11 protein-coding genes and 1 tRNA gene are annotated in these 13,172 nt (G+C 73.4%); 10 read left to right on the top strand and 2 right to left on the bottom strand.

What is annotated here, in order from left to right; translation table 11 throughout:
- Positions 1–243: 243 nt before the first annotated feature.
- The 6 genes from OZN99_RS04985 to OZN99_RS04960 are packed head-to-tail and all read left to right on the top strand — an operon-like array spanning position 244 to position 7,101.
- The gene (locus OZN99_RS04985; RefSeq protein ID WP_270934076.1) at positions 244–2,625 is read left to right on the top strand and encodes a tetratricopeptide repeat protein; all 2,382 of its coding nucleotides are present in this window, start codon (positions 244–246) and stop codon (positions 2,623–2,625) included.
- On the top strand, positions 2,622–3,392 hold the full coding sequence (gene rfbF, locus OZN99_RS04980; protein ID WP_270934075.1) for a glucose-1-phosphate cytidylyltransferase: 771 nt from the start codon (positions 2,622–2,624) through the stop codon (positions 3,390–3,392). Before OZN99_RS04985 ends, rfbF begins: the two co-directional genes overlap by 4 nt.
- On the top strand, positions 3,386–4,438 hold the full coding sequence (gene rfbG / locus OZN99_RS04975) for a CDP-glucose 4,6-dehydratase (RefSeq protein WP_270934077.1): 1,053 nt from the start codon (positions 3,386–3,388) through the stop codon (positions 4,436–4,438). The genes rfbF and rfbG overlap by 7 nt, the downstream gene beginning before the upstream one ends.
- Positions 4,435–5,670, top strand: coding sequence for a class I SAM-dependent methyltransferase (locus tag OZN99_RS04970; RefSeq protein WP_270934074.1), 1,236 nt, complete (start codon positions 4,435–4,437; stop codon positions 5,668–5,670). Before rfbG ends, OZN99_RS04970 begins: the two co-directional genes overlap by 4 nt.
- On the top strand, positions 5,667–6,197 hold the full coding sequence (locus tag OZN99_RS04965) for a dTDP-4-dehydrorhamnose 3,5-epimerase family protein (RefSeq protein WP_270934073.1): 531 nt from the start codon (positions 5,667–5,669) through the stop codon (positions 6,195–6,197). The genes OZN99_RS04970 and OZN99_RS04965 overlap by 4 nt, the downstream gene beginning before the upstream one ends.
- On the top strand, positions 6,190–7,101 hold the full coding sequence (locus tag OZN99_RS04960; protein WP_270934072.1) for an NAD-dependent epimerase/dehydratase family protein: 912 nt from the start codon (positions 6,190–6,192) through the stop codon (positions 7,099–7,101). Before OZN99_RS04965 ends, OZN99_RS04960 begins: the two co-directional genes overlap by 8 nt.
- A 28-nt stretch (positions 7,102–7,129) precedes the next feature.
- Here OZN99_RS04960 and OZN99_RS04955 read toward each other — a convergent pair.
- Positions 7,130–7,204 (bottom strand) — tRNA-Val (locus OZN99_RS04955).
- Between the two features lie 89 nt (positions 7,205–7,293).
- On the opposite strand from OZN99_RS04955, the gene OZN99_RS04950 reads away from it, so the two are divergent.
- On the top strand, positions 7,294–8,082 hold the full coding sequence (locus OZN99_RS04950) for a DUF3108 domain-containing protein (RefSeq protein ID WP_270934071.1): 789 nt from the start codon (positions 7,294–7,296) through the stop codon (positions 8,080–8,082).
- On the opposite strand, the gene gph is transcribed toward OZN99_RS04950, so the two are convergent.
- Complete coding sequence (gene gph / locus OZN99_RS04945) at positions 8,038–8,697, bottom strand: phosphoglycolate phosphatase (RefSeq protein ID WP_270934070.1); 660 nt, start codon at positions 8,695–8,697, stop codon at positions 8,038–8,040. The two genes, OZN99_RS04950 and gph, sit on opposite strands and share 45 nt — an antisense overlap.
- 83 nt (positions 8,698–8,780) lie before the next feature.
- Here gph and glmU point away from each other — a divergent pair, with 83 nt between their 5' ends.
- The 3 genes from glmU (at position 8,781) to gorA (ending at position 13,142) form a co-directional block, all read left to right on the top strand.
- On the top strand, positions 8,781–10,091 hold the full coding sequence (gene glmU / locus OZN99_RS04940; RefSeq protein WP_270934069.1) for a bifunctional UDP-N-acetylglucosamine diphosphorylase/glucosamine-1-phosphate N-acetyltransferase GlmU: 1,311 nt from the start codon (positions 8,781–8,783) through the stop codon (positions 10,089–10,091).
- Positions 10,092–10,145: 54 nt separating this feature from the next.
- Complete coding sequence (locus tag OZN99_RS04935) at positions 10,146–11,624, top strand: NAD-dependent succinate-semialdehyde dehydrogenase (RefSeq protein WP_270934068.1); 1,479 nt, start codon at positions 10,146–10,148, stop codon at positions 11,622–11,624.
- A gap of 141 nt (positions 11,625–11,765) precedes the next feature.
- Positions 11,766–13,142, top strand: coding sequence for a glutathione-disulfide reductase (gene gorA / locus OZN99_RS04930; RefSeq protein WP_270934066.1), 1,377 nt, complete (start codon positions 11,766–11,768; stop codon positions 13,140–13,142).
- Positions 13,143–13,172 lie beyond the last annotated feature (30 nt).

The raw sequence follows: 13,172 nt of genomic DNA, 5'->3' as shown, positions 1-13,172 counted from the left end.
AGCCAGGCGCCCAGCGCGCCCGCGCCGCAGCCAATCTCGACGACGCAGCGCAGGCCGAGGGGGATGCGGGCGCAGAGCTGCGGGTCGGCAGGCAGGGCAGGCGGCGGGGCGGAGTCCATCGGCGCGACGATCTGGCGCGGCAGCGGGCCTTTTTGCAAGAGTGCTCAACCCTTCTGAGACGGCGGCAGCGCGTCGCTCCAGCTTGTGGTTGCGCACGGCGGCGTGATAGCGAACCAATCAGCCATGCCGCCGCCCGCTCGCCGTGCCGCCGCCCGCCCCGCCGCGCCCGTGGACCTGCAGCGCATGGAGGCCGCGCTGCGTGAGCGGCTGGCCGCCGATCCCGGCAGCGGGCTGCACTGGCAGCAGCTGGCCGGGCTGCTGGCCCAGGCCGGCCGCCATGCGGAGGCGGCGGAGGCCTTCGCCAAGGCGGTGGCAAGTGGCGCCTCGGCCCAGGCCCTGGCGCTGCCCTGGGCGCTCTCGCTCTCCAGCCTCGGCCGCCATGCCGAGGCGGTGGAGGTGCTGGCGCCCGCGCAGGCCCGCAAGCCCAAGGACTTCGCGTTGGCCAATGCGCTCGGCGTGATGCTGAAGCGCGCCGGGCGGCTGGCGGAGGCGGTGCCGGTGCTGGAAGCGGCGAAGCGGCTGGACCCGCGCAGCGTCTCGCCCTGGCAGAACCTCGGCAACGTCCACGACCTGCGTGGCGACTTCGCGGCCGCGGCGGCGGCCTTCGCCGGCGGGCTGAAGCTCGACCCGCGCAATGCCGAGCTGTGGCGGCTGCACGGCCGTGTGCTGCGCGCCCTGAACGACCAGGACGGGGCGATGGCCAGCCTGGAGAAGGCCTTCGGCCTCGATCCGCGCAACCGGGAGGTGGCGGCGACCTTGATCGGCGCGCTGCTCGATGCCGGCGCGACGGAGCGTGCGCTGGCCGCCGTGGGCAAGCTGCGCGCCGCGCTGCCCGGCGACCCGATGCCGGAGGTGATGGAGGGGCGAATCCTGCTGCGCCTCGGCCGCATCGAGGAGGCGCGCGCCGCGCTGGAGGTGGTGGTCGCGCGCATCCCCGGCGAGCGCGCGGCGAACCTGCTGCTGGCGCGGCTGCATGGCGACGGCGACCGCCGCGCCGCCAACATCGCTCTGGAACGCGCCTTCGCCGCACATCCCGACGACGCCGAGGTGATGGACGCGCTGGTGGAGAGCCTGTCGCGCAGCCGCTACGACGACGAGGCCGCGCATCTCGAACGCGCCTATGTCGTCGCGAAGCGGCTGATGGAGCGCCACCCCGACCGCGTCGCGCGCTTCGCGCGCTCGCTCCGCACCGTGTTCCAGCGCGTGATGGACCAGGACCGGCTGGCGGCGACCGGCACGCTGGCGCAGCTCGCACCCATGTGGATCGCGGAGAACCGCGTCTCCGCGCTGCATTACGAGCTGGGCCAGGTGGAGACGATCGAGGACCGGGTGCGCATCGTCGAATGGCACCGCGCCTGGGGCAGGCGGGAGCAGTCGGCGATCCGCCCGGTGGCGCTGCCCCCGCGGCCGGCCATCCATGGCGCGCGCAAGCTGCGCATCGGCTTCATGTCGTCCGACCTGCGCAACCACCCCGTCACCTACTTCGCCCTGCCGCTGCTGGAGCAGTACGACAAGGACCGGGTGCAGGTGTTCTGCTACTCCTTCTACGAAGGCCAGCGCGATGCCGTGCAGGGCCACATCGAGGCGAAGGTGGACGCCTTCCGCTGGTGGCCGCGCCGGCCGAGCCCGGAAGTTGCCGATGGCATCGCGCAGGACGAGCTCGACATGCTGTTCGAGCTGGGCGGCAGCACGGCGATGAACAAGCTGGACGTCATGGCGTACCGGCCCGCACGGATCGGCGCGAGCTGGCTGGGCTACCCGCATTCCGCGGGGCTCGAGGCGATCGACTACATCCTGACCGATCCGTTCATCCGTCCCGCCGATCCGCGCCTCCTGATCGAGAAGGCCTTCGAGCTGCCGGAAAGCTGGGTGGCGCTGGGGCGGCTCGGCTTCAACGACAGCGTGCCGATCGAGGACGGGCTGCCGGAGGAACGGCTCGGTCGGCTGACCTTCGGCACGATGAACAACCCCTACAAGTACACGCCGCGGTGCCTGGATGCCTGGGCCGCCGTGTTGCGCGGCGTGCCGGGCAGCCGCTTCCTCTTCGTCCGGCCGGAAGGCAACGCGGCCTCCTTCGTCGCCAATGCGCGGGCGGAGTTCGCGCGGCGCGACGTGGCGCCGGACCGGATCGACTTCGTCGGCATCCGCGGCAAGCACCTGCCGCACTACAACAGCATCGACATCGCGCTCGACAGCTTCCCGCATGTCGGCGGCACGACCACCTGCGAGACGCTGTGGATGGGCGTGCCGACGGTGACGCTGGTCGGCCCCGGCTTCCCGGAGCGGCTGTCCTATTCGAACCTCAGCAATGCGGGCCTGGGCGAGCTGTGCGGCTTCACGGCGGAGGAGTACGTGGCGAAGGCGGTGGAGCTGGCCGGCGACCGCGCGAAGCGCCGGCAGTGGCGCACCGGGCTGCGCGGCATGATCCGCGCGCGGCCGCTGGGCGACACGCAGCGCTTCGTCGATGCGTTCTACGCCAGGGCGGCGGAGGTGTGCGCCCAATGAAGGCGGTGATCCTCGCCGGCGGCCGCGGCACGCGGCTGGCCGAGGAGACCGCGGTGCGGCCGAAGCCGATGGTGGAGATCGGTGGACGGCCAATCCTGTGGCACATCATGAAGACCTACGCCGCGCACGGCGTCACCGACTTCGTGATCTGCCTGGGCTACAAGGGCTGGCAGATCCGCGAATTCTTCCTGAACTACCGGATGCTCTCCTCCGACATCGCGGTGGACCTCGCGAGCGGCGAGGTGGAGCTGCTGCGCCCGGCCGCAGAGCCGTGGCGCATCACGCTGGTGGACACCGGCGAGGACACCATGACCGGCGGTCGGCTGAAGCGAGTCGCGCCCTACCTCGCCGGCGAGGACGCCTTCTGCATGACCTATGGCGACGGCGTCGGCGACGTGGACATCACCGCGCTGATCGCCTTCCACCGCGCGCATGGCCGGCAGGCGACCGTCACCGCCGTGATCCCGCCCGGCCGCTTCGGCGCCCTCAGCCGGGAGGGCACGCGCGTCGCGGCCTTCACCGAGAAGCCGCCGGGCGACGGCGGCACGATCAACGGGGGCTTCTTCGTGCTGTCGCCGCGCGTGCTGGACCGCATCGCGGGCGACGACACGGTGTGGGAGAACGAGCCGCTCGCGGCCCTGGCGCGCGACGGGGAGCTGCACGCCTTCGACCATCGCGGCTTCTGGCAGCCGATGGACACGTTGCGCGACCGCGACCTGCTGGAACGGCTCTGGGCCAGCGGCGAGGCGCCGTGGAGGGTATGGTGACGCAGCCCGATCCAGGCTTCTGGCGCGGCCGCCGCGTGCTGCTGACCGGCCACACCGGCTTCAAGGGCAGCTGGCTGGCGCGGATGCTCGCCGCGCTGGGCGCGGAGGTGACCGGCATCGCGCTGGATCCCGAGCCCGGCCCCGCGGCCTTCGCCGCCATGCGCGTGGCGGAGGTGCTGGCCGCCGACCACCGTGCCGACATCCGCGACGCCGACGCGCTGGCGCGGCTGCAGCGCGAGGCGCGGCCGGAGGTGGTGCTGCATCTGGCGGCGCAGGCCTTGGTCGGGCGCGGCCATGCCGATCCCGCGGGCACCTTCGCGACGAACGTCACCGGCACCATCAACCTGTTGCAGGCGCTGCGCGGCCTGCCCGGCGTCGCCGCGGCGCTGATGGTCACCTCCGACAAGGTCTATCGCAACGACGGCAGCGGCCGCCGTTTCGCCGAGGACGACGCGCTCGGCGGGGAGGATCCCTACAGCGCCTCCAAGGCGGCCTGCGAGATCGCGGTCGCGTCCTGGCGCGCCTCCTTCGCCGACCTGCCGCCGCTGGCGACGGCGCGCGCAGGCAACGTCATCGGCGGCGGCGACTTCTCCGAGGCGCGCATCATCCCGGACCTGGTCCGGGCGCAGTCGGCGGGCGTATCGCTGGTGGTGCGCCGCCCGGACGCCACGCGGCCCTTCCAGCATGTGCTGGACGTGTTGCGCGGCTACCTGCTGCAGGCCGAGAGCCTGGCGCGGCGCACATCGCCGCCCGCCCTGAACTTCGGCCCGCGCGACGGCGAGATCCGCGTGCGCGACCTGCTGGCGGCCTGGGGCGGCGTGGCGTGGCGCCCGGCCGAAGGCCCGGTGATGGAGGAGGCGCCGCGCCTCGCGCTGGACTCCACCCTGGCCGGCCGCGCACTGGGCTGGCACCCCGTGCTGGACACGCCGCGCGCCATCGCCGCGACCGCAGCCTGGTATGCCGCCTGGCGGTCCGGCGCCGACATGGCGCGCGCGACCGATGCGGCGATCGCGGAGGCCCTCGCCGCCAAGGCGCTGGCCGCATGAGCGCGACGCCCGTCACCGCCTGCCGTGCCTGCGGCGGGACGCTCGGCGCGGTGTTCTGCGACCTCGGTGTGCAGCCGGTGGCGAATTCCTACGTGGCGCCGGCACGCGCGGCGGAGCGCGAGCCCGCCTTCCCGCTGCGCGCCGTGGTCTGCGACGCCTGCCGGCTGGTGCAGCTGGACACGGTGGTGGATGCGGAAGGGATCTTCTCCGACTACGCCTATTTCTCCTCCGCCTCCTCCTCCTGGCTGGACCATGCGGCGCGCTTCTCGCGGGAGATGACGCGGCGGCTGGATCTCGGATCGCGCAGCTTCGTGGTGGAGGTCGCGAGCAACGATGGCTACCTGCTGAGGAACTTCGTCGCCGCCGGCATCCCCTGCCTGGGCGTCGAGCCCGCCGCCAATGTCGCGGAGGTCGCGCGTGCCGCCGGCGTGCCGACCGAGGCGCGCTTCTTCGGCGAGGCCTATGCACGCGACCTGGTGGCGCGACGCGGCCATGCCGACCTGATCGCCGCGAACAACGTGCTGGCGCATGTGCCCGGGGTGAACGAGTTTGTCGCCGGCCTCGCCGTGCTGGCCGGGCCGCGCGGCACCGTCTCGATCGAGGCGCCGCATCTGCTGCGCATGGTCGACGGCGTGCAGTTCGACACGATCTACCACGAGCACTACGCCTACTGGTCGCTGCTGGCGATGGAGCGCCTGCTGGCGCGGCACGGGCTGCACGTCTTCGAGGTGGAGCGGCTGGCCACCCATGGCGGGTCGCTGCGCGTGCTGGCCGGCACGGCGCGCCGCGAGCCCGGGCGGGGCCTGCTCGAAGTGCGGGCGGAGGAAGCTGCGCGCGGCCTGGACGCGGCGGGCTTCTATGCCGGCTTCCAGGCGCGGGTGCAGGCGGTGCTGGGCGATTTCCGCGCCTGGCTGTGGCAGGCCCGCGCGGCGGGGCGGCGCATCGGTGCCTATGGCGCGGCGGCGAAGGGCAACACCTTCCTCAACGCCGTCGGCGCGACGGCTGGCGACATCGTCGCGGTGGCGGACCGCAGCCCGGCGAAGCAGGGACGGCTGCTGCCCGGCAGCCGCATCCCGGTGGTGACGCCGGAGGCGCTGCTGGCGCTGCCGCTGGACGACATCCTGGTGCTGCCCTGGAACATCGGCGCGGAGATCGCGGCGCAGCTGCGCCGGGACGGCTTCCGCGGCCGCATCCTGACGGCGGTGCCGGCGATGCGGGAGCTGGCCGGGTGATCTTCCGCGCGTTGGCCATCGACGGCCCGCTCGAGGTGCTGCCCGAGCGCGCGCGTGACGACCGCGGCGCCTTCTTCCGCGGCTTCTGCACGGCGGAATTCGCTGCAGCCGGGCTCGATTTCCGCCCGGTCCAGGTCAGCTATTCCGAGAACCCGCGCCGCCACACGCTGCGCGGCATGCACTGGCAGGACGCGCCGGCGGCGGAGGCGAAGCTGATCCGCTGCGTGCGCGGCGCGGCGCATGACGTGGCGATCGACATCCGCCGTGGCTCGCCGGGATTCCGCCGTCACGCAGCCGTGACGCTCTCCGCCGAGGCGGGGAATGCGATCTTCATACCGGCCGGCTTCGCGCATGGCTTCCTCTCGCTGAGCGAGGATGCGGTGCTGGAATACATGATGGACACGCCGTACGAGCCGACCCTGGCGCGCGGCCTGCGCTGGAACGACCCGGCCTTCGCCGTCCCCTGGCCGGCGGAGCCGGCGGTGATCTCGGCGCGCGACGCCAGCTGGCCGGATTTCGATGGCTGAGCGCCTGCTGCTGACCGGCGCCACCGGCTTCGTCGGCCGGGCGCTGGTCGGGCCGCTGCAGGCGCTGGGCTTCGAGCTGCACGCCGTGACGCATGGCGATCCCCCCGCCATCGCCGGCCCGCGGTGGCACCGCGCCGACCTGCTGGACGAGGGCGCCGCACGCGCCCTGGTGCGCGACCTGCGGCCCGCGCTGCTGGTCCACGCCGCCTGGTACGTGGTGCATGGCCGGTTCTGGACGGCGCCGGAGAACGAGGCCTGGCTGGAGGCCTCCGACGGACTGGCCGCGGCCTTCGCCGAAGCCGGCGGCCGGCGCTTCCTCGGCATCGGGACCTGCGCCGAATACGCCGATGCGGATGGCGGCGACGACGCGCCCTGGCCGGAAACGCGCCGGATCGCGCCCGCCACGCCCTATGGCCGCGCCAAGGCGGGGCTCGCGCGGCGTCTGGCCGCGCTGGCGGAGCGCCGCGCCGGCTTCTCCGTCGCCTGGGCGCGGCTGTTCCATCTGTTCGGGGAGGGCGAGCATCCCGACCGGCTGGTCCCCTCCGTCGCGCTGGCGCTGGCGGAGGGGCGGGAGGCACGCTGCGCCTCCGGCCGGCCGGTGCGCGACTTCGCCTCCACGCGCTTCGTCGGCGAGGCCCTGGCCGGGCTGGCGGCGAGCGGGGTGACGGGCGCGGTCAACGTCGCTTCGGGCGAAGGACGGTCGATCGCGGTGATCGTTCGCCTGCTGGGCGAGGCCGCGGGCCGGCCCCACCTGGTGCGGCTCGGAGCGCTTCCGGATCGGCCCGGCGAGGTGCCGCGCATGGTCGCCGACGTGACCCGGCTGCGCCGCGACGTCGGCTTCGCCGCGCCGCCGCGGGTGGAGGAGGACCTGTGCGACCTCGTCCGCGCGCTCCCCACGTCGTGACAGACCGTCGATCGGGGAACCCGGGGCATGGTGGGCGCGGTAGGGATTGAACCTACGACCCCCGCCGTGTGAAGGCGATGCTCTCCCGCTGAGCTACGCGCCCATGCCCGGGACGCGCTGGATAGGAGGGGGCGGCCCGGGGTGTCAAGCCGGCCTTGCCCCGCGGTCGCGACCGCCGATATGGGCAGGGTCATGCGCAGCATCCTCGCCGCCCTGCTCCTGCTGCTGCCCGGCGCCGCCGCGGCGGAGGCGTTGCGGGCCACCTACGAGGTCTACGCGCTCGGCTCCACCGTGCTGGAGCTCGAGGCGCGGTTCGAGCTGACGCGCGACGCCTACCGCGTGGAGACCACGCTGCGCACGCGCGGCATCGCGGCGCTGGTCGCCTCCGGGGAGCAGCTCTCCCGGGTGCGGGGCGGCTGGGCCGGCGAGCGTCCGCAGCCGGCCGACTTCGTGACGGAGGGGGTCTGGCGCGGCCGGATGCGGCGCATCGCGCTGGACTGGGATGGCGCCGAGCCCCGCGTGCTGGACCTTGTTCCCAGCGAGGCGGAGGAGCGCGACCCGGTGCCGGAGGCGATGCGCCGCGGTACGGTGGACGTGCTCTCCGCCCTGGCGCAGCTGGCCCGCCAGGTCGCGCGGGAGGGGCATTGCGAGCTGACCGCGCCGGTCTTCGACGGCCGGCGCCGCAGCGACTTCGCCACCCGCACCGAGGGGCGGGAGATCCTCCGCCCCTGGCGCGGCGCCTGGCAGGGGGAGGCGCTGCGCTGCGGCTTCGAGGGGCGCCTGGTTGCCGGCTTCCGCCGCGACCAGGACCGTGCCGAGGCGGCGGCCCCGCAGCGCGGCACCGCCTGGATCGCCCCGCCCTATGCCGGCGCGCCGGCCATCCCGGTGCGGCTGGACATCCCCACCCGCTGGTTCGGCACGGCGACCGCGGTGCTGCTACGCGCGGAAGCCGTCGAGCGCCGCGCCGAGTTCCGCCGGTAGCGCCTCCGGCCGGGCGGCGACGGGCGCGCCATCCGCCATCGCCAGCGGGCCGTAGCCCCAGCCGACGAAGACGCAGGGGATGCCGGCGCCGCGCGCGGCGCGGATGTCGTTGTGGTGGTCGCCGATCATGACGGAGGCGGCGGGCGTGCCGCCGGCCGCCGCCACCGTCTCCAGCAGGTGGGCGGGATGGGGCTTGCGGACGGCGAAGCTGTCGCCGCCGGCCAACGCCGCCAGCCGGTCCAGCAGGCCGAGCGAGGCAAGCAGGTCGCGCGCCGGCGCGGCGGGCTTGTTGGTGCAGACGGCGATGCGCCAGCCCTCCGACTCCAGCCGCGCCAGGGCCTCCGGAATGCCGGGGAACAGGCGCGTCTCGACCGTGGCGTTGGCGCCGTAGTCGGCCAGGAAGGCGTCATGCGCCGCAGGGTCGAAGGGCTGGCCGCGGGCGGCGAGGGCGCGTTCCACCAGCATCCGCGCGCCGTCGCCGATCATCCCCAGCACCTCGGCGCGGGTGTAGCCGGGCAGGCTGCGGGCGGCGGCCATGCGGTCCAGCGCGGCGTGGATGTCGGGCGCGCTGTCCACCAGCGTCCCGTCCAGGTCGAAGACGGCCAATCGGGTCATGCGTGCCGCGATAGGCCCGGGCCGTGGCGGCAGCAAGGCAGGCCGCGCTTGCGGGGCGCGGGGCACGGGGTTACGCGGGGCGCATGACCGCCGCCGCCATCCTCCTTGCCGCCGGGCTCGGCACCCGCATGCGCTCCGCGCTGCCCAAGGCGATGCACCCCATCGCCGGCCGCCCCATGCTGAACCACCTGCTGGCCGCCGCGACGGAGGTGTTCGACCGCGCCGTGGTGGTCGTCGGGCCTGACATGCCGGCGCTGGAGACGGCGGCGGCGCCGCATCCGACGGTGGTGCAGCGCGACCGCCTGGGCACGGCGCATGCCGCGCTGCAGGCCGCGCCGCTGCTGGACGGCTTCGCCGGCGACGCCGCGGTGCTCTACGCCGACAACCCGCTGATCACCGCGGCGACGATGCGCCGCCTGCGCGCCGCGCGGGCCGAGGCCGGGCTGGTGCTGCTGGCGATGCGCCCGGCCGATCCGGCGAAGTACGGCCGCGTGCTGACCAATGCGGCCGGCGCGGTGACCCGCGTGGTGGAATGGGCCGATGCGACGGAGGCGCAGCGTGGCGTCACGCTGTGCAACGCCGGCGTGGTCTGCGCGCCCGCCGCCGACCTGGTCCGCTGGCTGCGCCAGGTGCGCAACGACAACGCCAAGGGCGAATACTACCTGACCGACATCGTCGCGCTGGCCGTGGCGGAGGGCGTGCGCGTCGTGGCGGTCGAGGCGCCGGAGGCGGAGCTGCGCGGTATCAACAGCCGCGTCGAGCTGGCCGAGGCCGAGGCCGAGATGCAGCGCCGCCTGCGCCGCGCGGCGATGGAGAACGGCGCCACGCTGATCCAGCCCGAGAGCGTGGTGTTCAGCCACGACACGCGGCTGGGCCAGGACGTGACGGTCGGGCCGAACGTGGTGTTCGGCCCCGGCGTCTCGGTGGGGGACGGCGTCGAGATCCGCGCCTTCAGCCATCTGGAGGGCTGCGAGGTGAAGCGCGGCGCCATCATCGGCCCCTTCGCGCGGCTGCGCCCGGGCACGGTGATCGAGGCCGATGCGCATGTCGGCAACTTCGTGGAGCTGAAGGCGGCGCTCCTGGGGCGGGGCGCCAAGGCCAACCACCTGAGCTACCTGGGCGATGTCGAGATCGGTGCGGGCGCGAACATCGGCGCCGGCACCATCACCTGCAACTACGACGGGGTGAACAAGCACCGCACGGTGATCGGGGAGGGGGCCTTCATCGGGTCCGACACCGCGCTGGTGGCGCCGGTGCGGGTGGGCGCGCGGGCCCTGGTGGGGGCGGGCAGCGTGGTCACGGAGGACGTGCCGGACGACGCGCTGGCCGTGGCGCGGGGGCGCCAGGTCAACAAGGAAGGCCGCGGATTCAAGGGGAAGAAGGGCGGGCGCTGACACCTGCCCCTCGCGGTCCTATCTTCCGCCGCACCGAAGGGAAGGAAAGCCGACATGCTCGACACCACGGCCAAGCTGCCGCTGAAGGACCCCGACCTGTTCCGCCAGGCCAACCTGGTCGGCGGCCAGTGGATCCAGGCCGCCAGCGGCAAGACCATCACGGTGCGCAACCCCGCCACGGGCGAGGTGGTCGGCCAGGTGCCCTCCCTCTCCGCCGCGGAGACCCGCCAGGCGATCGAGGCCGCGCATGCCGCCCAGGCCGCCTGGCGCGCCCTGCTGGCGAAGGAGCGGGCGGCGCTGATCCGCAAGCTGAACGACCTGATGCTGGCGAATGCCGATGATCTCGCCATCATCATGACCGCCGAGCAGGGCAAGCCGCTGGCGGAAGCCAAGGGCGAGATCGCCTATGCCGCCAGCTTCCTGGAATGGTTCGCCGAGGAGGCGAAGCGCGTCTACGGCGACACCATCCCGCAGAACGTGAAGGGCCGGCGCATCCTGGTGACGAAGGAGCCGGTCGGCGTCTTCACGGCCATCACGCCCTGGAACTTCCCTGCCGCGATGATCACCCGCAAGCTCGGCCCGGGCTGGGCGGCGGGCTGCACCGGCGTGGTGCGCCCGGCGTCGCAGACGCCCTTCTCGGCGCTCGCGATCGGCGTGCTGGCGGAGCGCGCGGGCTTCCCCGCGGGCGTCTGCAACATCGTCACCGGCGCGTCCGGCGACATGGGCGACGAGCTGACGCAGAACCCTCTGGTGCGCAAGGTGACCTTCACGGGCAGCACGGAAGTGGGCCGTGTGCTGATGCAGAAGGCCGCGGGCACGATCAAGCGGACCAGCATGGAGCTCGGCGGCAACGCGCCCTTCATCGTCTTCGACGACGCCGACCTCGATGCGGCCGTGCAGGGTGCGATGGCGAGCAAGTACCGTAACGCCGGCCAGACCTGCGTCTGCGCCAACCGCATCCTGGTCCAGGACGGCATCTACGACGCCTTCGCCGCGAAGCTGAAGCAGGCGGTGGAGGCGATGAAGGTGGGCAACGGGACCGAGCCCGGCGTCGTCATCGGCCCGCTGATCAACGCTGACGGCGTGAAGAAGGCCGAGGAGCATGTCGCCGACGCGCTGGCCAAGGGCGCGAAGGTGCTGACGGGCGGCAAGCGCCACGAGAAGGGCGGCAATTTCTACGTGCCGACCATCCTGGTGGATGTCCCGCGCGAGGCGGTGATCTTCAACGAGGAGACCTTCGCCCCGGTCGCCCCGCTGTTCCGCTTCAGGACGGAGGAGGAGGCGGTGAAGCTGGCGAACGACACGCCCTTCGGCCTCGCCGCCTATTTCTACACGAAGGATCTGGGCCGGGCGATCCGCGTCAGCGAGGCACTGGAATACGGCATGGTCGGCGTGAACGAGGGGCTGATCTCGACGGAGGTCGCGCCCTTCGGCGGCATGAAGCAGTCCGGCGTCGGGCGTGAGGGGGCGAAGTACGGCATCGAGGAATACCTCGAGGTGAAGTACGTCGCCCTCGGCGGCATCGGGACCTAGTCCCCTGACCCTTCCGCGCATGCGGGGGAGGGAACAGGCGAGGCGGACGATCCCTCTCCCGCGTAGCGGGGGAGGGTGCCCGTCCGCAGGACGGGCGGGTGGGGGCGCGACAGCCCTGCCACGAACGGGAAACGAGTGACCATGCCCCACGACTTCGACCTCTTCGTCATCGGCGGCGGCAGCGCGGGCGTGCGCTGCGCGCGCATCGCCGCCGGGCACGGCGCCCGCGTCGGCGTGGCGGAGGAACGCTTCTGGGGCGGCACCTGCGTGAATGTCGGCTGCGTGCCGAAGAAGATCATGGTCAACGCCGCCGAATACGGGATGTGGGCCGAGGACGCTGCCGCCTTCGGCTGGGACATAACGACCAACGGCCATGACTGGGCGAAGCTGGCTGCGGCGCGGGATGCGGAGGTCGCGCGCCTCTCGGCCATCTACGACAAGCTGCTGAAGGGCGCCGGCGCCACCACCTTCGACGCGCGCGCCGTGCTGGTCGATCCGCACACCATCGAGGTCGGCGGCAGGCGCGTGACGGCGGAGCGCATCGTCATCGCGACCGGCGGCATGCCGCAGCGGCTCGACATCCCGGGCGCGGAGCTCGGCCTGGTCTCCGACGACCTGTTCACGCTGGGCGCGCTGCCGAAGCGGGTCGCCGTGCTCGGCTCCGGCTACATCGCGGTGGAATTCGCCTGCCTGCTGCGCGGCCTCGGCGCGGAGGTGGACCTGGTCTATCGCGCCTCCCTGCCGCTGCGCGGCTTCGACGACGACATCCGCACCGCGCTCGCCGATGCGCTGACGGCGCAGGGCATCCGGCTGAATCCGGACGTCGCGCCGACGCGCATCACCCGCGTGGGGGAGGAACTGCTGCTCGGCCTCTCCACCAACTTCGTGCGGGAGGTGGATGCGGTGTTCTTCTGCACGGGCCGCGTGCCCTACACCCACGGCCTGGGGCTGGAGGCGGCGGGCGTCGCGACGGACGCCAACGGCGCCATCGTGGTGGATGACGACCACGCCACCAGCCAGAAGCACATCCATGCCATCGGCGACGTCATCCACCGCGTGAACCTGACGCCCATGGCGACCGCGGTCGGCCACGCGCTGGCCGACACGCTGTTCGGCAACCGGCCGCGGAAGGCGAGCTACGAGAACGTGCCCTCCGCGGTCTTCACCTCGCCCCCGGTTGCAACCGTCGGGCTGACCGAGGCCGAGGCGGCCGCCCGCGGCCCGGTGGACATCTACCTGACCCGCTTCACCCCGATGCGCCACACCATCAGCAAGCGCGACGGGCGGAAGACCGTGATGAAGCTGGTGGTGGACCAGGCCAGCCAGCGCGTCCTGGGCGCCCACATGCTGGGGGAGGACGCGGCCGAGATCATGCAGGGCATCGGCATCGCCGTGGTGATGGGCGCCACCAAGCAGGATTTCGACCGCACCATCGGCATCCACCCCACCGCGGCGGAGGAGTTCGTGACCCTGCGGACCCGCGCGCGGGAAGCCGGGGTGAAGGCGGCGGCGGAATAGCTGCCCGCCCCGCCCGGCCCCCCGGGGCCG

This window comes from Falsiroseomonas oryzae (genome assembly GCF_027856955.1).
Classification (GTDB): domain Bacteria; phylum Pseudomonadota; class Alphaproteobacteria; order Acetobacterales; family Acetobacteraceae; genus Falsiroseomonas; species Falsiroseomonas oryzae.
This window is presented reverse-complemented; position numbering and strand designations above follow the sequence as displayed.

Bases quoted from the DNA above. Each gene is read 5' to 3' on its own strand.
- OZN99_RS04985 (WP_270934076.1), top strand. From the start codon at position 244: ATGCCGCCGCCCGCTCGCCGTGCCGCCGCCCGCCCCGCCGCGCCCGTG.
- rfbF (WP_270934075.1), top strand. From the start codon at position 2,622: ATGAAGGCGGTGATCCTCGCCGGCGGCCGCGGCACGCGGCTGGCCGAG.
- rfbG (WP_270934077.1), top strand. From the start codon at position 3,386: ATGGTGACGCAGCCCGATCCAGGCTTCTGGCGCGGCCGCCGCGTGCTG.
- OZN99_RS04970 (WP_270934074.1), top strand. From the start codon at position 4,435: ATGAGCGCGACGCCCGTCACCGCCTGCCGTGCCTGCGGCGGGACGCTC.
- OZN99_RS04960 (WP_270934072.1), top strand. From the start codon at position 6,190: ATGGCTGAGCGCCTGCTGCTGACCGGCGCCACCGGCTTCGTCGGCCGG.
- OZN99_RS04950 (WP_270934071.1), top strand. From the start codon at position 7,294: ATGCGCAGCATCCTCGCCGCCCTGCTCCTGCTGCTGCCCGGCGCCGCC.
- gph (WP_270934070.1), bottom strand. From the start codon at position 8,697: ATGACCCGATTGGCCGTCTTCGACCTGGACGGGACGCTGGTGGACAGC.
- glmU (WP_270934069.1), top strand. From the start codon at position 8,781: ATGACCGCCGCCGCCATCCTCCTTGCCGCCGGGCTCGGCACCCGCATG.
- OZN99_RS04935 (WP_270934068.1), top strand. From the start codon at position 10,146: ATGCTCGACACCACGGCCAAGCTGCCGCTGAAGGACCCCGACCTGTTC.
- gorA (WP_270934066.1), top strand. From the start codon at position 11,766: ATGCCCCACGACTTCGACCTCTTCGTCATCGGCGGCGGCAGCGCGGGC.